This window comes from Pseudidiomarina taiwanensis, assembly GCF_003987435.1.
GTDB lineage: Bacteria > Pseudomonadota > Gammaproteobacteria > Enterobacterales > Alteromonadaceae > Pseudidiomarina > Pseudidiomarina taiwanensis.
In genome coordinates this window covers 785,676-808,024 of record NZ_PIQG01000001.1, presented here as the reverse complement: position 1 = coordinate 808,024, position 22,349 = coordinate 785,676, and the positions used below count along the sequence as shown (strand labels likewise).

Genomic DNA, 22,349 nt, shown 5'->3' with positions numbered 1-22,349 from the left:
AAGGCAACCGCTACCTCGACCAAGGTGGCGATACGGTCACCCGAATTGAAAAAGTCTCGGCCAGTAAAAATGGTGTGACAGCCTCAGTCAATAACAGCACGGGAATGATGACCATATCTGCTATTGGTGCACCTGCGGAGCAGGCGAGTGGTACCAATGTAAGCGGTGGGCAGCAAGATGGACGCTCCGAGCGACAAATAAAGGCCGACGAATTTGTCGAAGAAAAATATGGTGAGATACTTCGTGTTGGTGAAATTGACCTGTCGGAAAATATTAGGCAAGCATCTGAGATGGGGCTGTCAGATTTTTTGAAATGGAAAGATAAGGTTATTACGTTTGGCGACTGGGATTACAAAAACAATAAAAAATTGCTGGAATCAGGTTTGTTTACTACGGAGCAATTGGATGAATTTGGTAACTTTCATTTTGGCGTAATAGCTGCTGCGTATGGGTTCTCACTAAACGCATCAGTCACTGGGGCTGGAGCTAATCAGGCATTCAGGCAGGGCGGGGGCAATAAATTAGAAGCGGCTGTATCACTAGTTTCCGGGGCTTTTTCACCTATACGAGCTACCCAAGTGCGCAGAGAGGTTATGTCGGGTTGGACGTTTGGTGATAATATAGGCGACTCATTTCACATAATGCGGGGCTGGGATTATTTTCACATAAAAACAAACGATGAATTTGTGAGGTGACACTATGAATAGGATTAAATGTTTTGCTCTAATCCTGTTGATTTTTAGCATCCCTAGCTGCTCAAAAATGGATAAATCTATAGCTACCCAATGGTGGGGAGCTAATAGTGAAACAGCCATGCAAATTGTGAGCGTTCTTGAGCAGGACGTAAAAATAGATGTGGTTGATACTTCGGATGAAGATAAATTTAAAGGTGAGGTTTATCGCAGGTTAGTTGGGTTGCTTATACAAGCTAATCTTAAAAAAATATCAGTCCTAAGAGGTAAAATCAATCGCAGTGAAATAGACAATGTTAGATTCATTATAGATTCATATGGTTTGTCAACAGATGGATGCGGTTTAACCGTTGAGTACATAAATTCTGATAATTATCTAAGCAACCTTAAAAACCATGTTGCATATATCGAGCAAATCAATGGTAACCCTCACTGGTATATAGCGATATACGGAGATAATGGTAGCTGTATTAAGAATTGATTCGCTTTGCTTGGTAGGGGGGATAACTCCCTTTGTAGTGGTCAACAAAACCCGGACACCTTTTTAGTTAATTTCTCAGCTTTTGCCGGTGGCAGTCCATCATTAAATTGATGCGGTCGTTCCCAGTTGTAATAGTTCATTAGGAAGTAACTCACATCGCGTTTTGCTTCAACTGCTGAACGGTAGCCAGTCGTTGGCATCCATTCAGACTTTAAACTTCTAAAAACACGCTCCATGGGGCTGTTGTCCCAACAATTTCCGCGACGGCTCATGCTCTGTACCATTTGATAACGCCACAGCCGTTGGCGGAACTTACGCGCGCCATATTGAGCGCCTTGATCGCTATGGAACATCACGCCTTTTGGCTTTCCACGCATCTCATACGCCATATCTAGGGCTCGTGCAGCGAGCTCAGCATCAGGTCGTGGCGACATTGACCAACCAATGGCTCGGCGAGCAAACAAATCGATGACAACCGCGCAATAATGCCAACTAGAGCCTGTCCAGATGTAGGTGATATCGCCGCACCAAACTTTGTTGGGAGCATCAACGTCGAACTCACGGTTCAACTGGTTTGGAATATCCGGTCGTTCAACATTCGCCGTCTTATAAACATGAGGACCAGGTTGTTTACTCGTCAAGCCTTGCTCTTTCATCAAGCGGCCAACTTTGAACCGTCCCATGATGATGACTTCGTCTTTCAGCATATCTACCAAGGTACGAGTGCCCGCTGAGTTGCGCGTTTTAATAAACAACCGCTTCACACGAGCCCTTAGTAACCGTCGCTTTGCTTCTATTTGCGGACGCCGTTTACGCCGTTCATAGTAACTGCTGACGCCAACGCCCAATGCTGAACAGACCAATGCTGAACAGACCAATGCTGTCGTTTCATGCTCCCTTAACCGGTCTATCAGCGCGTAGATTTCAGGTCGTCGGACATCAAGAGAGCGGTAGCCTTTTTTAAAATCGATTTTTCTCGCTCTAGTCGATCTACCCGAGCTTCGAGCTCTTGAATACGTTGCTGTTCCGGTGATAGCGCCTTACTTTTTGGCGTCACACCACCTCGTTCATTTTCCAACTGCTGCACCCAATTACGCAGCGTATTTTCATGAACATCCACCGCTCGACATGCTTCAGCGAAACTATAACCTTGATCGAGTACCAAGCTAGCCGCATCATGTTTGAAGTCTGCGCTGAACGTTCGACGTTGTCTTCTTGTCATTGAACACCTCTTCGTTAGGAGTAATACTACCACCTAAAATGGTGTTCGGGTTTATTCTGCCACTACACGGGTTTTATTACTTAGCAGTGACGGCAGGGGTGTTCTTCGTCGTGAAGCTCAATTTAGGCAACAATTGAGAAGTGATTTAATGAAAGGACCTAAGTACTAATGAAATTTAAAATAGTGATGGTAGCAATTATGGCGTTACTAACTGGGTGCTCCAAAACCACTTACTCACCACAAGCGGTGGTTAGCTTGGTTGTAGCAGAGTCCAAAATGGCTCCGCTCGTCAGCACAAAAGTTGAGGAGCTGTCTAAAACTCTTGGTTTTACCGTGAAATCATCTGCTGGTAATGCAGAGCACTTCGCAAAAACAAATCAATTCCAATCAACCCTTTATGCAGATGAAGGGAAGTCCTTTATCATGATTGGGAACTTGATAAATGCAAATTGCGTTCGGTTAGCGGTGTATTCTGAACAAGGAAAAGAAGATGCAAATCGAGTTGTAAAGCAGCTTATCAAGGTACTTCAGAATCTTGAAAATGTATCTATAGAAGTTACAGAAGGTTCTGACTGCGAGACTGTAAAAAATTTTGTGTAAATGGCTATTTGCACTATTAAATCCGATCTTGGTACATAATCTCGAACTGCGCCATGGCCGGTTTCCAGTTTCGTATGGGCATCGTCCACTTTTTTGAAGCCTGATGCAAGGCTAAGTACAGAACCTTCATCACGGCTTCATCGTTCGTGAATGACCTGCGAGTTTTGGTGATTTTGCGCAGTGACGCGTTTAGGGACTCAATGGCATTGGTGGTGTAGATAGCTTTGCGTATCTCGACCGGGTAGTCGAAGAACACACTTAAACGCTTCCAGTTCACGTAGCGCTGGTGGGGACTGATCCAGCAGGGTATGTGAACGATACCGTTTGGGGTATGGATAGTGTTACTGCAATCCCTCCGAAACATCAGAGGGGCTCTCGCTAGAGCATGCTCGTAAATTAAATCTGAATCGCGGTCTGAGCAATCATCACAACTGGGCACAGCAGGGCGAATAGCCATACTAGGCTGCGTAGCTTATCCCAATTCATCAGATAGAGAATTTGATAGGCGATACGAAGCGCCACAAATGCTACAGCAAGGGTTTGATTTAGGGCTGTGATTTGGTCTGTTGCGATAACTAATAATACCGCCGCCGCAAACAGAGGAAACGCTTCAAAGGCATTGTAATGACCCGCCACTGCGCGTGCGCCAACCCCAGTTAAGCGTTGCTGTTGTGCGCGTGGGTGGCGATTGTCGTAGCCATTGTCTTTGTTTTGGAAGAACACGACAGGGGCCTTTGCAGCAATAGGTAATAATCCCGCAATCAATAAACACCAAATTAAGGTACTCATTTAACCTCCTTTCCCGCTGCTTGTAGGTCAGCATGATAAGATGAACGCACGAGAGGGCCACTAGCGATGTGGGTAAAGCCCATTTTTTCGCCTTCTACGCGGAACATTTCAAACTCATCAGGGGTGACGTAGCGCGTTACCGGTAGATGGTGACGGCTTGGCTGCAAATATTGTCCAATGGTCAGCATATCGACGTTGTGAGCACGCAGATCACGCATCACTTCAAGGATTTCTTCGTTGGTTTCACCAAGACCGACCATCAGTCCAGATTTAGTCCGGATATCTGGACGAGCGGCTTTGTAATTTTTCAATAAATCGAGCGACCATTGATAATTTGCGCCAGGGCGAGCTGCTTTGTACATGCGTGGCACGGTCTCAAGATTGTGGTTAAAGACGTCAGGCGCCTCAGCTGTCAGAATATCGAGCGCAACTTGCATCCGTCCACGGAAGTCAGGAACCAGAACCTCGACTTGAATACCCGGACTGTGTGCGCGAATTTCGCGGATACAATCAGCAAAGTGTTGGGCACCACCATCGCGCAGATCATCCCGATCAACTGAGGTCACTACCACATACTTTACTTTCATATCACGGATAGTTTGACCGAGTTTGACCGCCTCTTCTGGATCGGGCGGCAATGGCCGACCATGGGCAACATCACAAAATGGGCAGCGGCGGGTACAGATAGCGCCAAGGATCATAAAGGTTGCAGTGCCGTGATTGAAGCATTCAGGTAAGTTTGGACAAGATGCTTCTTCACATACCGAGTGCAGACCATGTTTGCGCATCGCTTGTTTGATTTCGTCGATGCGTTGCGTTGAAGCGGGTAACTTAACCTTTAGCCACTCCGGCTTACGCAACATTTGGTCGCGCTCAGTCGGAACGATTTTAACGGGGATAAGTGCCATTTTATCGGCATCACGGAGTTTGACTCCAGGTTCAACGCGTACGGGTTTACTCATAATCTTTTGCGAGTCCTGTTACATGAATTGCTTGCTCGTAATCGAGCTCGGCTAAAATACAGTCCGTTAATTTCTCGGCAGCGTCTTGCACCGTTTGGGGGCCGCCTAAATCACTACTTTGCACCATTTGCATGCCAGCATACCCACATGGGTTAATCCGCAAAAACGGCGCGAGGTCCATATTAACATTTAACGCCAGCCCATGAAATGAGCAGCCGTTTCTTATACGCAAACCAAGTGAACATAGTTTAGCGCCATCGACATAAACTCCGGGAGCATCAGCGCGCGGCGCTGCCTCAACGCCATAGTCTGCCATCAGCGCCACGATGCTTTGTTCGATATGGCTGACCAGTTGTCGGACGCCCATTTTGCGCCGGCGAATATCGAGCAAAAAGTAGACGACGAGTTGGCCAGGACCGTGATAGGTGACTTGACCGCCGCGATCGACTTTCACCACGGGGATATCACCAGGCGCAAGCAGGTGCTCTTCCTTGCCCGCTTGCCCTTGCGTAAACACTGGGTCGTGCTCGAGCAACCAAATCTCGTCAGCCGTTTGGCCATCACGGTTATCGGTGAATTGTTGCATTGCGTGCCAGATCGGCTCGTAAGGCTGCCGACCAAGGTTACGCACCACTAATTTAGAGCACATAGCGGACATCTTCGATCGCTGCGAGGGCAGTATAAAGTGTTTCGATATGGCTTTGACTTTCCACTCGAATACTAATTGAGACGGAGTGGTAGTTGCCTTTGCTACTTGGTTTTACCGTGGGGGAATAATCGCCCGGTGCATGTTGTTGCACTACTTCAATAATTTGTTCTGGTAAGCTCTCGGTTGCCACACCCATCACTTTAAAAGTGAAGTGGCAGGGGAAGTCTACCAGTTCATCAAAACGTGTTTTCTGCATGATTACTGTTCCAGATGACGCCGTTTACTGTCGTGAAAGGCTTCGATTAACCGTTGGGTTATCGGTCCCACTCGACCTGCTGCGATGATTTTATCATCAATTTGCGCGACAGGTTGAATCTCTCGACTTGAGCTCGTTAAAAAGAGCTCATCAAGAGTATCTAAGTCGTTAACAGTGAAGGCTTGTTCAATGACTTCGATACCGCACTGTCGAGCAAGCTCAATAGTCCATATGCGGGTGATACCGGGTAAAATCAAGTGGTCAGCTGGCGCAGTCCAGAGTTTGCCGTCACGCACGGCAAAATAGTTTGCTGAGGTGCCTTCGGTGATACTGCCATTGCGATGCAGAATTGCCTCGGCGCCACCACGGTTGGCGGCCTCTTGTTTGAGCATAATATTGCCGAGCAGACTGATGCTCTTAATGTCGCAGCGCAGCCAACGAATGTCTTCCAACAAACAGACCCGTACTGGCTCAGGAGTGTCCCAATGCGGTGTGAGCGGTGAAACAGTGGCGAATATCGTGGGCGTCGTCATCTCTGTTTGTGGCAGGTGCGAGCGTTGTGCTTCGGCACCGCGGGTCACTTGAATATAGACTAAGCCATTATCAACTTGGTTACGCTCAATTAATTGTGCAATTAGCTGTCGATAATCAAGGTCGAGGGCATGTTGCAAGTGCAATGCCTTGAGCGAGCGCTGCAGGCGTTGCAAATGCTCATCGAGCAGGAAAGGGCGACCACTATAAACTGTCACCACCTCATAAATACCATCCGCAAACAAAAAGCCTCGGTCAAAAACCGAGACTTTTGCATCTTCGGCAGCAACCCAGCTACCGTTTAAATAGACTATGTTCATTCGTCGCTAAACTTCTTCGCAGCCCAATCTGAAAGTTGCTTGAACCAGCCACCTTCAGCAACTGAGTTGAGGGTGACCAAAGGGAAGCTGGCAACATCTTCACCATCAAGTTGGAGATACACCATACCAACTTGAGTGCCTTTTTCTAATGGCGCTTCAAGCTCTTGACTGAGCTCAAAATTCGCTTGCAGATTGTCCCGCTGACCGCGTGGTAGCGTCACCACCACATCTTCGGCTACACCCAACTGAATGGTGTCTTGCTCACCTCCCCAGATGCGATGTTCCACGAAGCTATCGCCTGCGGCATAGGCTTTGACTGTCTCGTAGTAGCGGAAGCCGTAATTAAGAAGTTTTTTGCTTTCGACTTTACGTGCTTGCTCGCTAGCTGTGCCCATCACCACAGCAACTAGGCGGGTGTCGCCCTCTACTGCTGAAGAGACTAAGCTATAACCTGCTTCTGAGGTATGCCCGGTTTTGATCCCATCAACATTCATGCTGCGGTCCCATAACAGTGAGTTACGGTTGTATTGCTTGATGTTGTTGTAGGTGAATGATTTCTCAGCGTAAAGGGCGTACTCCTCAGGAACGTCACGAATAAGTGCAATTCCAAGTGTGGCCATATCTCGAGCCGTGGTGTATTGATCAGGGTCGGGCAAGCCATGGCTGTTCATGAAGTTAGTGCCGCTTAAGCCAAGCTCTGCTGCATAGGCATTCATCAAGTCGGCAAAGGCTGACTCACTGCCCGCGATATGTTCGGCCATCGCAACACACGCATCATTACCTGAGCTGATGACGATACCGCGATTCAGTTCTGCGACGGAAACTTGCTTGCCAACTTCGATAAACATTTTTGATGATTCAGGGAAGTTTTTCGCCCAAGCGTTTTCGCTGATGGTGACTAAGTCATCGTTGGCAATGCGGCCTGCTTGCATTTCGCGCCCAATGATATAGCTGGTCATCATTTTCGTCAGTGAAGCAGGTGACAATTGCTCATCAGCATTGCCTTCCATAATTACTTGACCGGTCGTGTAGTCGACCAAAATATAGCCGTTTGCATTGACTTTAGGTGGCGGTGGAACAATCGCTGCGCTAGCGGTATAGCCAAGTAATGCAGTGGCGACGATAACGATTTGAACGAACTGACGAACAAAACTTCCCATGTGTAAATTCTCTACGTTTCTCATGCCTAAAATGAAGTGCGAATCGTACCATTTATTAGTACGAATGTGCAGTTACTCCTGCACTTGCACGCGAAAAACTCCGGTAAATCCATCGGCCCGTAGTTGTGCCAGCAAAATATCGGTTTGCGGTGCAGCAAAAGGTCCAAGGACGAGTCGATATAGACCATTATTTGGCTGAGTAGTTGCAGGAACTTGGTATATTTCTTGTAAACGCGCGGCTTCTTGACTCAGCCGTTCGAGATTTCCTCCCGCGTGAACTTGGATAAAGTATTGCGGCGGTAATTCAGCTGGCTCAAGTGGCGTTGCGGTTAACAACTGGTTTGGTTGGAGTGGCGGATGCAAGGCCTCGACGCGCACCGGTGCCGTTCCCGTATCGAGCATGCCGATTTTATAAGCAGCGACATAACTGAGATCGATAATGCGATCGTCATGGAAGGGCCCACGGTCGTTTACTCGCACCACCACACTTTGGTCATTATTCAGATTCGTCACTCGCACATAGGTCGGCAGCGGCAGGGTTTTATGCGCTGCGCTCATAGCATACATGTCGTAAATTTCGCCATTGGAGGTCAGGTGACCATGAAACTTCTCACCGTACCAAGAGGCGACACCTGTTTCGCTGAAGCCGCGCGCATCTGACATGACTCGCCAGGTGCGACCAAACAGTTCATAGTCGCGGTTGCCTTGACGGCTCGGCGGTTCAACTTTTGGGGTTGGCTCGACCAGCTCCGCGGCACTCGGGAGGCGATCTGGAATGCTGTCATATTTTTGGCTATAGCGGCCATGGTTCGGGCCTTTCGCGCAACTGGCTAAAAGGCTTATCAAGAGCAGGCTGAGGCAAACTTTGACCGCGCTGTTCATGGGCTCATCGACTCACGCAGTTGTTGACTGAACTGATGTACGACCATGGCATATAACGGGCTATGGTTGTAGCGGGTGATGACGTAAAAGTTCTGCAGGCCCAGCCAGTAGTCTTCGCCCTCTGCCTGCTCAAACGCATACACTTGTGCTTTGGCTGAGTCAGTGAGCGTTACATTGCTGGGTAGTTGCAACCCTTGGGCCTGCAACTCTGCCACTGTTTGGCTCGGTTTGAGACCTTCCTTAACGAGCGCGCCATGGGTCTCGTTGGCAACGAGCTCAAATGCGACCGGGGCATTTGGCTGCCAGCCATGCCGAGCGAAATAATTCGCAACACTGCCAATGGCATCGACCGGATTATTGAGTAGATCGCGAATATTATCCCCGTCAAAATCGATCGCATAAGCGCGATAGCTGGAGGAGATAAATTGGCCATAACCCATGGCTCCGGCATAAGAGCCATTTAGCGCTGCGATATCAAAACCTTCTTCGTTGGCAAGGGCGAATAAATGACCAAGTTCTGAACGGAAAAATTTGGCCCGCGGTGGATAGTGAAAACCAAGGGTATAAAGCGCATCGAGGACAGGGTATTTACCTTTGTAGCTACCATAAAAGGTTTCAACGCCAATGATGGCAACGATAACTTCCGCCGGAACCCCAAACTCCTGCTCGGCGCGCGCAAGTTCAGCTTGATGTTGTTGCCAAAACTTGAGACCGGCATTGAGACGCTTCTCGGTGAGGAAAATTGGGTAATATTGATGCCAAGGTTTGGCTTCCCATGGGCGCTGAATGGCGTCAAGAACCTCTTGATTCAGCTCGGCTTGGCTAAGCCATTGGGCGATTTGTTCGGGCTCGAGCTGATACTTTTGCGCTGTTTCAGCAATAAAACTTTGTTCTGCTTGTTCGGTATTGGCAAAGCTACTTGGGGCGCTTAGCGCAGCGGTAAGTGCTAGTGTGGACAGCCAAGTTAGGGTTTTCATTTCATCATCCTTAGATATTTCGCATCACCAAACGGCGGTCAGTGGCAATTGCCATTAACAGGCCAAACCCAGTCAGTAGTGTGACCATAGAGGTTCCGCCATAGCTTACGAGCGGCAAGGGTACGCCAACTACCGGTAATAGCCCAGAGACCATGCCAATATTTACCATAATATAAACAAAGAAGGTAAGGGTGAGGCTTCCGGCGAGAAGTTTTTGATAAACTTGCTGCGCCCGCAGCGCGATCTGAAGGCCGCGGAAAATAATATAGCCGTACACCAAAAACAGGCCGATAACGCCCAGTAGGCCGAACTCTTCAGCAAACACTGAGAAGATAAAGTCGGTATGCCGTTCAGGCAAAAATTCCAGTTGTGATTGAGTGCCTTGCAGCCAGCCTTTGCCTTCGATGCCACCTGAGCCAATCGCAATTTTAGATTGAATAATTTGATAGCCTGCGCCAAGTGGGTCACGCTCTGGGTCAAGAAAGGTTAACACCCGTTGGCGCTGATAGTCATGCATTAAAAACAGCCATAGCACCGGCAAAAAGGCACTGGCGGCAACAGCCAAGAAGGTGATCAAACGCCAACTCATTCCGGCTAAGAACAGCACAAATATTCCCGAGCTTGCTATCAACAACGAGGTTCCGAGGTCCGGTTGTTTGGCAATCATTAGGGTGGGAATCATCAGCAGCAAAAAGGCAGCAGCGAGTCGTGTCAGCCGCGGAGGTAGACCATGTTCAGCGATGAACCAAGCGATTGCCATAGGGACTGCAAGTTTCATCAGCTCCGACGGTTGAATGGTAACAGGGCCAAGGTCAAGCCAACGCTGAGCGCCTTTGCTGGATTCACCAAACAGCAAAACTCCGAGTAATAGCACAATTCCGACTGCGAATAGGGGCAGCGACCAGCGATGAATCACCGCCAGTGGGACTTGGGCGACGACCAGCATAGCGACAAAAGCAAGGCCAATTCGAACCGCTTGCCGCTCAAGCATTGCCATATTTTCACCGGCAGCAGAGTAGACAGTGACCATGCTGATCCCAGCCATAATCAAGAGCGCGACAAACAAAGGGCCATCAATATGGAAGCGTTGCAGCCATGGATTGCGCTGGCGCTCGTCACTGGTCCGCATCGGTTCTTACCTTTTCGAAATAAAAGTCCATCAATTCACGAGCCTTTGGTGCCGCAATACGTCCGCCACCACCGGCATTTTCAACGGTGAAAACCACTACAATTTCGGGGTTCTCTTGTGGCGCATAACCAACATACATGGCGTTGTCCCGAAATTTTTCAGCAATTTCTTCTTCAACATATTCTTCATCTTGGCCAATACTAATGACCTGCGCTGTCCCAGTTTTACCACCGGAACTATAGCTGGCGCCGCGAAATGCATTGTGGGCGGTTCCTTTCACCTTATCGACGACATCGTTCATGCCTTTAATGGCCACATCCCAATGACTTGGGTCGCGCAAAATAATGGGTTCCGCTTCTTCGCTGACTGCGGGTAAACGAATCGGCCCATCGACGATTTCACCTAATAATCGTGGCACCACGCGTTTGCCACGATTTATGGTAGCGGCGGTGGCGACGGCCAACTGAATTGGCGTTGCGGTCCAGTAACTCTGACCAATTCCGATCGAAACAGTTTCACCGGCATACCAAGGTTCATTAAAACGAGCGCGTTTCCATCCGCGCGATGGCATCACCGCTGCGGATTCTTCAAACAAATCGAGTCCGGTGGTTTCACCAAAACCAAATTGGCTCATGAATCCTGAAATAGTATCGATGCCAAGTTTCAGCGCTAAATCGTAGTAGAAGGTGTCACAACTTTCGACAATCGCATCATTGACATCGACCCAGCCATGGCCCCAACTCAACCAGTCACGATAGCGGTGGTCGACGCCTTTAATCTCAAACCAACCGGGATCCCAAATTTGGGTATCCTCTTCGATGATCCCTTCTTCGAGCCCCAATACCGCAATTTGTGGCTTGATAGTCGAAGCCGGTGGGTAGCCCCCCTGGGTGGAGCGGTTTAGTAGCGGTGAATGTTTTGACTGCAACAATGACTGATATTGCTGATAAGAAATCCCGCGTACGAACCAGTTGGGGTCATAACTGGGCTTACTGACCATGGCTAATACGCCGCCATCACGTGGGTCGATAACGACGATCGAGCCGCGGCGATCGCCCAACAGCTCGTAGGCAAACTTTTGTAAATCGAGATCAAGCTCGAGATACAAATCTTGCCCAGGAATTGGTGGTTCAATGGATAAGGTACGCAAATTGCGGCCATGGATATCGACCTCAACTTGGCGGTAACCCACAGTGCCGTGTAATAAATCTTCGTAAAACCGCTCGAGACCTAATTTGCCAATGGTGCGGGTCGCTGCGTAGTTAGCGCCTTGCCCACGCTCTTGTAGGGCGTTCAAGTCGCGGCGGTTAATTTTGGCAACATAACCGAGGGCATGGGTAAAGGCTTCACCATGGGGATAGGAGCGGACCAGTCGCGCCTCGATACTCACTCCGGGAAATTCGTGTTGACGCACCGCCAATTTCGCGATTTGTTCATCATTTAAATCATCAAGCAGAATGACTTGGTTAAAACGCCGTTCGCGTCGCCGCGCTTCGTGAAAATCCGCAATCACTTTGTCATCAAGTTGTAGGAGCTGCTGCAAGCGGGCGAGGGTGTTATCGAGATCCACCACGCGCTCAGGCGTTATTTCGAGACTCATCACTGGCACGTTTTCAGCCAGCAAGCGACCTTTGCGGTCGTAGATCAAACCACGGTTGGGTGAAATCGGGACCACTTTAATGCGATTGTCATTTGAGCGGGTTTGAAATTGCTCAAATTGAGACACTTGTAACTTATATAAATTACTCAGCAAAATGCTGAAAACGAGGACCACGATGGCCATGGCAACCCAAACCCGCCGGCCAAACAAGCTAGCTTCTGCTTGGGTATCACGAATATGGGTTCGACGTGGCTGCAACATGGTTATTCACGATGATAGGGGTGGTTACTGTTGACACTCCAGGCACGATAGAGGCTCTCAGCAAGAATGATACGCACCATAGGATGTGGCAAGGTCAGATTCGACAGCGACCAACGCTCATCAGCGGCAGCTTGGCAAGCTGGGGCGAGCCCCTCAGGCCCACCAACGAGCAGGCTGACATCCTGTCCAGTCATTTGCCAGGTGGCTAAGCGCTCTGCCAACTGTGGCGTTGACCAAGGCTTGCCGGTGACTTCGAGGGTAACGATGCGATTGCCTTTGCCAACGGCAGCGAGCATGGCTTGCCCTTCTTGCTGCAAGATCCGCTGGATATCGGCGTTTTTACCACGCTTGCCGGCCGCGATTTCAACTAATTCAAGTTGACATTCTGCCGGCATGCGTTTGGCGTATTGCGTATAACCGTCACTGACCCAGCTCGGCATTTTTTGTCCGACTGCGATCAGCTGGATTTTCATTTACGCGCGCTCCAAAGCTTTTCAAGCTCGTAGAAGTCGCGAATCGGTTCTTGCATCACATGGACGATGACATCACCTAAATCAACCAAAACCCACTCTGAGGTATCATCGCCTTCGATACCTAAAGGAGGAATTCCTTGGTGTTTGGCTTCGGTGGCAACGTGATTTGCGATACTTTTTACATGAGTTTTCGAGTTGCCCGAACAGACCACCATAAATTCGGCAACATCCGTTTGATCATGGACGTCGAGCACGCGAATATCGCGGCCTTTAAGATCTTCAATTTTATCAATAACAAAATCGCGTAATTGTTCAGCTTGCAAAGGTTTCTTACTCCGTTATCTATACTGCGCTCAGTTTATCACGACTGTGGCGTAAAAATCAGCTATCGATACAGCTGTTGCTGTTCGATATAGGCCCGCACAGCGGGGTTAAGTAGGTTGTCTGCACTGGCGTGGGAAGCGACGCTCGCACGAATTGCTGTGGCACTAATGGGGTGAATGGTACTCGCGGTGAAATAAATGCACCCAGCCTTGTGTTGCTGCAATTGGGTTACAGCTTCAACTTGATGAGTTTGCACATACTCGGCCAGCTCGACTTGCAGCGGTTGCTTGAGGTCAGGGCGTCGCAAAATACCTAAGTGTGCATAGGTCAGTAAATCTTGCCACTGATACCAGCTGGTTAAACCTGCGAGGGCGTCATCACCGATAAGCAACACCAAGCTGTCATTGGGCCAACGCTGGCGCAGTGCGCGCAGAGTTTTGACCATGTACGAGGGTTGCTGTTGCTCGAGTTCGTAGCGCTCAACTGACCAATTCGCATGCGTCGCGGCCACTAATTCAACCATGGCCAAGCGCTGTGCAGTACTAGCCAGTGGTTGCGGGCGATGGGGTGGGACACCGTTTGGCAGTAACACTACCTGTTCAGCACCTAGCTCGTGGGCAGCACTGGCAAGTGCTTCTTCATGGCCCTTATGAATCGGGTCGAAGGTTCCCCCTAAAATGACCCGCATCATGGTAATTGCAGATCCTTTACCCGCTCCGGGCTACAAAAGAGCAAGACAATATGTGTCAGGAGTGCCTGGATATCACCGCCATCGTCGCGCTTATACGCTGTTTCAAGGGCTGCCAGACAATGGTTCAGTTGACCTAACTGGTTTTGGCAACGTTGCCACAGCGCTTGATAGTGTTGTTGCTGCGAGGGCCAAATGCGCAGTGCTTTACATGCTTGAGCAAAGTTTCCGCCAGCCGCTAGATGTTGTTCGAGCTGGCGCAAGGTTTGCCACTCGCGCTGTAGCATCCAACTCATAATCGCGACTTCTTCGCCTTCTTCGAGCAACCGTTGTAACCGTCGGAGCGCGAGTTCGGTCTGACCGCTGATGATAGCATCTTGGAGTGCGAATACGGTGAATTGGCTTTGATCTTCGGCGCTGGCTCGAATCGCTGCGGCATCAATCGGGCTGGCTAAGTCGCTTAAAGCTAATTTCTGTAATTGCTGATCCAATGCAAGTAGATTGCCCTCGTACCAATCACTCATCAATTGGGCCGCATCTGCAGCCAGCGTAAGTTGATAGCGCTTGGCCCGGTCGAGCACAAAACGTGGCAATTGTTCGCGGTACGGAGCATTGGCTTGAACAGTCCAGGCCGTTTGACTTAGGACCTGAAACCACTTGGCTTTTTGTTGGTCTTGGCGCAGTTTGGGGCCGTATAACACCAGTATCTGGTCTTGATTGGGACTCGCCGCGTAGCTGCGGATGGCTTCGCCGCCGTCACGTCCAGGCTTACCCTCAGGGAGCTCTAATTCCACCAGTTTTTTACTTGAGAACAGCGATAGACTATCGCTACTGTGGTTCAGCTGCTGCCAGTCAAACTGTTTGTCTTGGCGCCAAGCGAGGCGTTCTTCTACCCCTTGTTGTTTGGCGGCAACACGAATCAGTTGCAGGGCATCATCAACCAGTAATGGGCTATCCCCGAAGATGCAGAGCAGTGCAGGGAGCGGCTGCTGCTGAAGTTGTGTTTGCAGTTGCCCAATGGAAAGCTGCACGGCACGCCCCTTTATGCGTCAGTCGCAGTCTGCGACACTTGCTGGATGACACGTTGTAAGAGCATACGCGCGGCTTCCATGCGCATTTCTGCAACGAGTAGTTCGCGCTCACGAGTTTTGGCGAGGGCGAAGTTAGGATCATCTTGATAATCGCGGAAGACTTCAATTTGATTCACTTCCCCTAACTGACCATTGAGCTCGAGTTGGTATTGGACGGTGTAAATCAATTCATACTCAGCGACCTGACCGCTACTCGAGAGAGATAGGGTGCGGCGATCGAGTCGATCACTGACGATGTCAATGGTGAGACTCGGCTGCGCGCCCGCGTGTTGCGCCCCAGCTTGCTCGAGTTGCAGCTTGAGCACATCGGCAAATTCACTAAATTTCGGGGCAGTCACGGCGACTTGCTGGAACGCGGCAGGTAAATCATAACTGCCGCGCAGTTGGAAGCCACAGCCTTGTAGCATCAGCACTAAGAGTATTGCAAGGACGCCGTTTCTCATCATTAATTTGCCACAATATTGTAGAGTTTGCCGGGCACGTAAATTTCTTTACGAATGGTTTTCTCCGCAATGAAGCGGGTTACATTTTCATCTTGATGGGCAATGGCTTTGACGGTTGCTTCATCGGCATCTGCTGGCACGGTGATTTTTGCCCGAACCTTGCCGTTTACTTGCACCACGATCAAAATACTCGTTTCAACCAAGGCCGCTTCATCAAAACTTGGCCACGGCGCAAAGTTGATGTCGTCTTGATGGCCAAGTGCTTGCCACAAAACTTCACTCAAATGCGGTGTGACAGGCGCTAACATAACCACTAAGGCATCTAACGCTTCTTTCATTACGGCGCGATCGGATGCTGTCGCTAAGCTGGCTTTTTGCAAGCTATTGAGCAACTCCATAATGGCCGCAATGGCGGTATTAAAGTGTTGCCGACGACCAAAATCATCGGTCACTTTTTGAATCGTACGATGCACTGCCCGGCGCAAATCCTGCTGCTGATCAGTGAGTTTGCTCCAGTCGCTATCGCAGTCCTGCTCTGGGTATGCAACGAAATCAGCGACTAAACGATAGACCCGACGCAAGAATCGTTGCGCACCTTCTACCCCAGAATCTGACCATTCAAGGGTCGCTTCAGGAGGTGCTGCAAACATCATAAACAAGCGCACGGTGTCGGCACCGTACTTATCAATCATGACCTGTGGGTCGATACCGTTATTTTTCGATTTCGACATTTTGGTCATGCCGCCGTATTCGACTGGCTGACCATCGCTACGCAAAATAGCCCGGCTCATACGGCCTTTATCATCCCGCTCAACCTCAACTTCAAGCGGTGAATACCAGGTGATTTTGCCGCTTTCATCTTCGCGGAAATAACTGTCCGCTAACACCATGCCTTGAGTGAGCAAGCGTTTGAAGGGTTCATCTGAGGCGACTAAGCCGGTATCACGCAACAATTTGTGGAAGAAGCGTGAGTAGAGCAAATGCAAAATTGCGTGCTCAATGCCGCCGATATATTGATCGACGGGCAACCAATAATTAGCTTGGTCTGGATTGAGCATGCCTTGCTCAAAGTTGGCGCTGCAGTATCGGGCATAATACCAAGAGGATTCCATAAAGGTATCGAAGGTATCGGTTTCATGCTCTGCAGGTTCGCCATTGTATGTCGTTTGGCGCCATTGCGGGTCGGCTTTTATGGGGGATTGATTGCCGTCCATCACCACGTCTTCAGGTAGTTGCACCGGCAATTGATCCGCAGGCACCGGCACCGACTCGCCATTGGCGAGGTTGAGCATGGGGATAGGCGCACCCCAATAGCGCTGCCGTGACACACCCCAATCACGAAGGCGATAGTTCACTTGGCGCCGGCCAATCCCTAATTCAGCAAGCTTGTCAGCAATCGCATCAAATGCAGCGGCGCTGCTTAGACCATTGAAGCCTTCAGAATTAATCACGGTGCCTTTTTCGGTGATCGCAGCTTGACTGATATCACCCTCGCCACTGGCAGGTTCGATAACCGGTTTGATTGGCAACTGATACGCAGTGGCAAATTCCCAATCGCGCTCATCGTGGGCAGGAACAGCCATGACTGCCCCTGAACCGTAGTCCATCAAGACAAAGTTAGCGACCCAGATGGGGATCTGCTCACCAGTAAGCGGATGCACCGCGCGAATGCCGGTGTCCATACCGCGTTTTTCAGCTGTGGCAAGTTCAGCCTCAGCCATTTTGGTATTTTTTAGTTCGTCGATAAAAGCAGCGAGCTCAGGATTTGATGCCGCCGCTTTTTGTGCCAATGGATGTTGCGCAGCAACCGCCATGTAAGTCACCCCAAACAGCGTGTCTGGGCGAGTGGTATATACGGTGAGTTGTTGCGCGTCATCGACCACTGAGAAGTCAATTTCAACCCCCTCTGAGCGGCCAATCCAGTTGCGTTGCATGGTTTTGACCTGCTCAGGCCAACCTTCAAGTTGGTCAAGGTCGTTGAGCAACTCCTCGGCATAAGCGGTAATCTTGATAAACCACTGTGGGATCTCTTTTTGCTCAACTTTCGCGCCAGAGCGCCAACCACGGCCATCGATAACTTGCTCGTTGGCCAATACGGTTTGATCAACCGGATCCCAGTTAACCGTTGCATTTTTTTTGTAGACTAAGCCTTTCTCGTAAAGCTTAGTGAAGAACCACTGCTCCCAACGGTAATACTCTGGGGTACAGGTTGCGACTTCGCGCGACCAGTCGTAGCCAAAACCAAGGGATTTCAGCTGTTGGCGCATGTAGTCAATATTTTGGTAGGTCCATTTTGCTGGCGCAGTCTTGTTTTGAATTGCCGCATTTTCAGCAGGTAGTCCAAATGCATCCCAGCCCATCGGCTGCAGCACATTTTTGCCTTGTGAACGTTGAAACCGCGAGACTACGTCACCGAGCGTGTAGTTACGCACGTGGCCCATGTGGAGCTTGCCACTTGGATACGGGAACATGCTCAAGCAATAGAATTTCTCTTTGCTTGGATCTTCGGTGACTTCGAATACTTTGTCACGTTCCCAGCGGGCTTGAACTTTGGCTTCAATTTCAGCTGGATCGTACTGCTCAGACAACAATTTGGACATCTCTACTTGGCTCTCGACTAGGTTAATGTGACGGCTTAAAGGGTATGTTTATGGTTACAGGGCATACCATGCTAGAAGCATCACAACGAGGCCTGCCACGCCGAAGAATAAGTATTCAAAACGCTCACGCTGGGTCGCATCACGGTCACCTTCAACGGTGTGGAATGCGGCCATACCAAGGCTGCTGATACCCAAGGTACCGGCGGCTGTGATCACTGCGAAAATAAGTGCGGCGATGATATTTTCCATGGTCATCTTCTCTTAGGTTAGGGTCAAAACGATTGTTTTGTTTAGTTTACTGATTTTCGTGGCGTTTGACTACGCTCAAAGCAATAAACCCGAGGATTGTGAGGAGTAACACAAAAATACTCCACGAGCCGGTCATCTGATACCAGGTAAAGCCTTGCACAATGGGCACTTTGGTACTCAAGGTAGCGACTTCAAATTGTGCTGCCCGGGCAAGCTCTCGGCCATTTTCATCGATAACTGCCGTAAGTCCGTTATTGGTTGCGCGCAGCACCGGACGGCCGAATTCAATTGCCCGCATGCGGGCAATCTGGAGGTGCTGGGCGGGGCCATGTGAGGCGCCAAACCAGGTATCGTTACTGACGGTCACGATAAAGTTGCTGGCACTCCTGAGGTTTTGCCGAATTAATTCGGAAAAAGCGATTTCGTAACAAATTGCCGCAGTTAACTGCAAGCCACTGGCGCGCAGCGGTGCTTGTTGCAGGGCGCCGCGGGTAAACGACGACATCGGCAAGTCAAATAACGGGGCGAGTGGCCGGAGTAAGTCTTCAAATGGCACAAATTCGCCGATAGGGAGTAATTGGTGTTTGTTGTAGCGGTTACTATGGCCGTGCCGATAGGGCTCTAATACGCCCGCGTCCGCATCCTGGCCGAGTACGATCATACTGTTGAAGTAGTCATTCGCTTGGATATCAATAATACCGGTGATGAGCGCAGTCTGACTCTCAGCGAACTCTTGATGAAGTTCACTCAAGGCATTATCAGTAAAGGGTTCTGGCATAGTGACCGCTGATTCTGGCCAGATAACGATGTCGTGATCAGCGAGGTACGGAACACTCAGGTTGCGGTAACGGGTAAAGTTGGGCCAATACTGGTCCGGGTTCCATTTTAATTCTTGTGCAATATTACCTTGAATAAGTGCGATCTTGGCATGCTCGCCGTTACGCTCGATGGGCTTGAGCAGGTCAAGTACTGGCGGCAAACAAACGAGAATCAACGCGAATCCAGCGAGCAGCAGTCGGCGTTGTTGCCAACCTTTGAGGATCAGTAATGCCAGCAACCATAAGACTGCCGTGATCCCCTCGACACCAAGCCATGCAGCATAACTTGATAACCAACTATCGGTCTGTGTATAGCCAAGCTGAAGCCAAGGAAAGCCGGTCAGGAGTGTGCCACGCAACTGCTCAAATAATAACCAGATAAGGGGTAAGCTCCAATACCCGAGCTCTGCTTGCCAGCTTTGTGCGCGGCGCCATAACCAAAGCGCGGTGGCAGGGAATAAACTGAGATAACTAAATAGCAAGGCAAGAACGCCAATGGTGGCGTATATCGGCATTCCGCCGAAGGTATCAATGCTGACAAAAATCCAACTGAGCCCGGCACTAAACCAGCCTAAGCCAAAGCTAAAGCCAAGTTGCCAAGCCTGCTGCAGTGGTTGCCATTGCAACAAGAGCAGCAGCGCTAATAGGACGGGGAGGGTAAGCCAACTGTGTCCAAACGGTGCATACGCGAAAACCAGGCTGGCCCCCAACAACAGGGCAAGTAAGCGCGAAAGCCATGCACGAGGAACAGTTGGGTTCATTGAGGTTACGTTGCGTCGCTCGCAGTCTCGACGCTGTCTTCATGCAGCGTGACTTGCAGTTGTTGAATGCGACGTTTGTCCGCAGCGGTTACTTTAAAGCTGATATCACCTAAACGCACTTCTTCACCGATTTTGGGTAAATGACCAAAGCCATGGGCAACCATGCCGCCAATCGTGTCATACTCTTCGTCGGTAAATTCGGTATTAAAGTATTCGTTAAAATCTTCAATAGTGGTGAGCGCTTTGACCGAAAAACGCGAGGCGTTGATGCGGCGAATATCCGCTTTGTTGTCCTCATCTGTGTCGGTTTCGTCTTCAATTTCGCCGACAATTTCTTCGAGAATATCTTCGATGGTCACCAAGCCCGAGATGCCGCCGTATTCATCAACGACCACGGCCATGTGATAGCGTTGTTCACGGAACTCTTTGAGCAGCACATCCACACGTTTACCTTCGGGCACGATCACTGCAGGGCGCATCACTTTCTCGAGTGAGAAGGGCTCTGTGGTCATATTGAAACCATAAGCGAGGAGATCTTTGGCAAGCAGGATGCCATCGACATGGTCTTTGTTTTCGCTGACGACCGGGTAGCGACTGTGTTGCGATTCAATCACTATCGGTAGAAATGACTCCACTGACTGATTGATATCGATGGTAACCATTTGTGAGCGTGGCACCATGATGTCGCGAACTTTCAGCTCCGCAACATCAAGCACACCTTCGATCATTTCCTTGGTGTCATTGTCGATCAAGTCGCGTTCTTCGGCGTCTTGAATCAGGTCGACTAATTCTTCACGGCTATTCGGCTCTCCGGTAAAAAGTTGGAGTAATTTAGTGGCCCAACTTTTCTGCGCAGAACCGTTGCTAGAGTGGGGATTATCGTCGCTCATTAGTTTGTGTTTGCTCCACAGTATCGATGTCTAGTTCATCCTGATAAGGGTCAGGATACCCCAGCTTTGCCATGATGTCTTTCTCTAACGTTTCCATGACTTCGGCTTCAGTTTGTTTTATATGGTCATAGCCCAACAAATGCAAGGTGCCATGAATGACTAAATGAGCCCAGTGGGCCGTGACAGGTTTACCTTGAGCGGCAGCTTCTGCGTTCACCACGGGGACGCAAATGATCAAATCGCCTAACAATGGCAGGCTCAATTCTGGCGGCAACCCTTCGTTATCAAATGGAAACGAAAGGACATTGGTGGGGGCGTCTTTGCCTCGGTAAGTGGCATTTAATGCTTGGCTTTCGGCGGCATCGACTAAGCGAATCGTGAGCTCGGTTTCGCTGCTATCTTGTGAGCTATGTTGCGCAGCGACTAAAGCGGCGTTGACCCATTGTTCGAACGCAGCAGCGCTGGGTAAGTTAGCGTCGTCAACGGCAATCTGCAAATCAAGGCTTAGCATCGTTTTGCTCGAATTTATCATAAGCTTGGACGATCCGTTGGACCACAGGGTGACGCACAACATCGCCTGCTTGGAAGAACGTAAAGCTTACATCTTCGATATCTTTAAGCACTTCGATGACATGTCGTAGCCCCGATTTCTGCCCGCGTGGTAAGTCAACTTGGGTAATATCCCCGGTGATCACTGCACGCGAATTAAAGCCGATTCGGGTCAGGAACATTTTCATTTGTTCACAGGTGGTATTTTGGCTCTCATCGAGAATGATAAACGCGTCGTTAAGAGTTCGACCCCGCATATATGCAAGCGGCGCAACTTCGATCACGTTGCGTTCGATAAGTTTTTCGACGCGTTCAAAGCCGAGCATCTCGAATAGGGCATCGTAAAGTGGACGCAGATAAGGGTCGACCTTTTGACTTAAGTCCCCCGGCAAAAAGCCGAGTTTCTCGCCTGCTTCAACAGCCGGGCGGGTCAGCAAAATACGCCGAATTTCCTGGCGTTCTAACGCATCCACTGCACAGGCAACGGCAAGATAGGTCTTCCCGGTTCCAGCTGGTCCTACGCCGAAATTCACATCATGGCTCAGAATCGCGCGAACATAATGTGCTTGATTCGGATTGCGCGGTTTGATTAAGCCGCGTTTGGTCTTGATGTGAGTGATTTTATCTTCACTCGGATCTTCCTGCCCTTGCTCAAGCACGTTCGCCTGTTGAATGGCTAAGTGAACTTGATCCGGCTCAATTTCTTTCATTTGTCCTTTAACCGGAGCCGTTTCTACGTATAAGTCACGGAGAATCTTTGCGGTTGCGTTGGCCGGTTGATTGGGGCCAAGAATTCGAAAGGCATTTTGCTTGTAACTAATTTCGACCCCGAGGCGTCGCTCGATATGCTTGAGATTTGCATCAAAAGGCCCCGTTAAGCTAGCGAGGCGACGACTGTCTGCGGGTTCTAAATCAATATCTAAAGTGGTTACTGCGGGGCTCAAATTAACCT

The 22,349-nt window shown here is 49.7% G+C and carries 25 protein-coding genes and 1 pseudogene; 3 read left to right on the top strand and 23 right to left on the bottom strand.

Annotated features, from left to right (window positions below):
* On the top strand, positions 1-695 hold a 695-nt coding region (locus CWI83_RS03975; protein ID WP_133306995.1), incomplete at its 5' end, for a polymorphic toxin type 44 domain-containing protein.
* A gap of 4 nt (positions 696-699) precedes the next feature.
* Positions 700-1,173: a hypothetical protein gene (locus tag CWI83_RS03970; RefSeq protein WP_126825962.1), complete on the top strand. Its 474-nt coding sequence runs from the start codon at positions 700-702 to the stop codon at positions 1,171-1,173.
* Positions 1,174-1,214: 41 nt separating this feature from the next.
* Here the strand turns inward: CWI83_RS03970 and CWI83_RS03965 are convergent.
* Positions 1,215-2,395, bottom strand: a protein-coding gene (locus CWI83_RS03965; RefSeq protein WP_420849381.1) for an IS3 family transposase whose coding sequence is annotated in 2 segments (ribosomal slippage) — positions 1,215-2,128 and positions 2,128-2,395 — 1,182 coding nt in all. Because the reading frame shifts where the segments join, the coding sequence is not laid out codon by codon here.
* A 168-nt stretch (positions 2,396-2,563) separates the two neighbouring features.
* Here CWI83_RS03965 and CWI83_RS03960 point away from each other — a divergent pair.
* Positions 2,564-2,995: a hypothetical protein gene (locus CWI83_RS03960; RefSeq protein WP_126825958.1), complete on the top strand. Its 432-nt coding sequence runs from the start codon at positions 2,564-2,566 to the stop codon at positions 2,993-2,995.
* Positions 2,996-3,011: 16 nt separating this feature from the next.
* On the opposite strand, the pseudogene CWI83_RS03955 reads toward CWI83_RS03960, so the two are convergent.
* The 22 genes and pseudogenes from CWI83_RS03955 to CWI83_RS03850 all read right to left on the bottom strand — a co-directional run.
* Positions 3,012-3,269, bottom strand: a pseudogene (locus tag CWI83_RS03955) (transposase); the annotation flags it as partial.
* Positions 3,270-3,391: 122 nt separating this feature from the next.
* Positions 3,392-3,784 (bottom strand): MAPEG family protein, encoded by a 393-nt coding sequence (locus CWI83_RS03950; RefSeq protein ID WP_126825955.1) that lies wholly within the window; start codon positions 3,782-3,784, stop codon positions 3,392-3,394.
* Positions 3,781-4,746: a lipoyl synthase gene (gene lipA / locus CWI83_RS03945; RefSeq protein ID WP_126825952.1), complete on the bottom strand. Its 966-nt coding sequence runs from the start codon at positions 4,744-4,746 to the stop codon at positions 3,781-3,783. The genes CWI83_RS03950 and lipA overlap by 4 nt, the downstream gene beginning before the upstream one ends.
* The gene (gene lipB / locus CWI83_RS03940; RefSeq protein WP_126825949.1) at positions 4,739-5,395 is read right to left on the bottom strand and encodes a lipoyl(octanoyl) transferase LipB; all 657 of its coding nucleotides are present in this window, start codon (positions 5,393-5,395) and stop codon (positions 4,739-4,741) included. Before lipB ends, lipA begins: the two co-directional genes overlap by 8 nt.
* Positions 5,385-5,651: a DUF493 family protein YbeD gene (ybeD, locus tag CWI83_RS03935; RefSeq protein ID WP_126825946.1), complete on the bottom strand. Its 267-nt coding sequence runs from the start codon at positions 5,649-5,651 to the stop codon at positions 5,385-5,387. The genes lipB and ybeD overlap by 11 nt, the downstream gene beginning before the upstream one ends.
* A 2-nt stretch (positions 5,652-5,653) precedes the next feature.
* Positions 5,654-6,502 carry a D-amino-acid transaminase gene (gene dat / locus CWI83_RS03930; RefSeq protein WP_126825943.1) on the bottom strand — a complete coding sequence of 283 codons (849 nt, stop codon included), beginning with the start codon at positions 6,500-6,502 and terminating at the stop codon, positions 5,654-5,656.
* Positions 6,499-7,662, bottom strand: coding sequence for a D-alanyl-D-alanine carboxypeptidase family protein (locus tag CWI83_RS03925; RefSeq protein ID WP_126825940.1), 1,164 nt, complete (start codon positions 7,660-7,662; stop codon positions 6,499-6,501). Before CWI83_RS03925 ends, dat begins: the two co-directional genes overlap by 4 nt.
* A gap of 72 nt (positions 7,663-7,734) precedes the next feature.
* Entirely contained in the window at positions 7,735-8,544 is an 810-nt protein-coding gene (locus CWI83_RS10680) for a septal ring lytic transglycosylase RlpA family protein (protein ID WP_126825937.1), read from the bottom strand.
* On the bottom strand, positions 8,541-9,521 hold the full coding sequence (mltB, locus tag CWI83_RS03915; RefSeq protein WP_126825936.1) for a lytic murein transglycosylase B: 981 nt from the start codon (positions 9,519-9,521) through the stop codon (positions 8,541-8,543). Before mltB ends, CWI83_RS10680 begins: the two co-directional genes overlap by 4 nt.
* 10 nt (positions 9,522-9,531) lie before the next feature.
* Positions 9,532-10,650, bottom strand: coding sequence for a rod shape-determining protein RodA (rodA, locus tag CWI83_RS03910; protein WP_126825933.1), 1,119 nt, complete (start codon positions 10,648-10,650; stop codon positions 9,532-9,534).
* Entirely contained in the window at positions 10,637-12,511 is a 1,875-nt protein-coding gene (mrdA, locus tag CWI83_RS03905; RefSeq protein WP_126825930.1) for a penicillin-binding protein 2, read from the bottom strand. Before mrdA ends, rodA begins: the two co-directional genes overlap by 14 nt.
* A gap of 2 nt (positions 12,512-12,513) precedes the next feature.
* Positions 12,514-12,984: a 23S rRNA (pseudouridine(1915)-N(3))-methyltransferase RlmH gene (rlmH, locus tag CWI83_RS03900; RefSeq protein ID WP_126825927.1), complete on the bottom strand. Its 471-nt coding sequence runs from the start codon at positions 12,982-12,984 to the stop codon at positions 12,514-12,516.
* The gene (gene rsfS / locus CWI83_RS03895; RefSeq protein WP_126825924.1) at positions 12,981-13,307 is read right to left on the bottom strand and encodes a ribosome silencing factor; all 327 of its coding nucleotides are present in this window, start codon (positions 13,305-13,307) and stop codon (positions 12,981-12,983) included. Before rsfS ends, rlmH begins: the two co-directional genes overlap by 4 nt.
* A 62-nt stretch (positions 13,308-13,369) precedes the next feature.
* Complete coding sequence (gene nadD / locus CWI83_RS03890; RefSeq protein WP_126825921.1) at positions 13,370-13,999, bottom strand: nicotinate-nucleotide adenylyltransferase; 630 nt, start codon at positions 13,997-13,999, stop codon at positions 13,370-13,372.
* The gene (gene holA / locus CWI83_RS03885; protein WP_157980358.1) at positions 13,996-15,027 is read right to left on the bottom strand and encodes a DNA polymerase III subunit delta; all 1,032 of its coding nucleotides are present in this window, start codon (positions 15,025-15,027) and stop codon (positions 13,996-13,998) included. The genes nadD and holA overlap by 4 nt, the downstream gene beginning before the upstream one ends.
* A gap of 11 nt (positions 15,028-15,038) precedes the next feature.
* Positions 15,039-15,533, bottom strand: a complete 495-nt coding sequence (locus tag CWI83_RS03880; RefSeq protein WP_241969858.1) for an LPS-assembly lipoprotein LptE — start codon at positions 15,531-15,533, stop codon at positions 15,039-15,041.
* Positions 15,533-18,118, bottom strand: coding sequence for a leucine--tRNA ligase (leuS, locus tag CWI83_RS03875; protein ID WP_198677242.1), 2,586 nt, complete (start codon positions 18,116-18,118; stop codon positions 15,533-15,535). Before leuS ends, CWI83_RS03880 begins: the two co-directional genes overlap by 1 nt.
* A gap of 66 nt (positions 18,119-18,184) precedes the next feature.
* On the bottom strand, positions 18,185-18,379 hold the full coding sequence (locus tag CWI83_RS03870) for a hypothetical protein (RefSeq protein ID WP_126825914.1): 195 nt from the start codon (positions 18,377-18,379) through the stop codon (positions 18,185-18,187).
* 46 nt (positions 18,380-18,425) lie between these two features.
* Complete coding sequence (lnt, locus tag CWI83_RS03865; protein WP_126825911.1) at positions 18,426-19,958, bottom strand: apolipoprotein N-acyltransferase; 1,533 nt, start codon at positions 19,956-19,958, stop codon at positions 18,426-18,428.
* A gap of 5 nt (positions 19,959-19,963) precedes the next feature.
* A complete protein-coding gene (gene corC, locus CWI83_RS03860; protein WP_126825908.1) occupies positions 19,964-20,848 on the bottom strand; it encodes a CNNM family magnesium/cobalt transport protein CorC in 885 nt (294 codons plus the stop codon).
* The gene (ybeY, locus tag CWI83_RS03855) at positions 20,835-21,359 is read right to left on the bottom strand and encodes an rRNA maturation RNase YbeY (protein WP_241969857.1); all 525 of its coding nucleotides are present in this window, start codon (positions 21,357-21,359) and stop codon (positions 20,835-20,837) included. The genes corC and ybeY overlap by 14 nt, the downstream gene beginning before the upstream one ends.
* Positions 21,346-22,341, bottom strand: a complete 996-nt coding sequence (locus CWI83_RS03850; protein WP_126825903.1) for a PhoH family protein — start codon at positions 22,339-22,341, stop codon at positions 21,346-21,348. The genes ybeY and CWI83_RS03850 overlap by 14 nt, the downstream gene beginning before the upstream one ends.
* Positions 22,342-22,349: the final 8 nt, after the last annotated feature.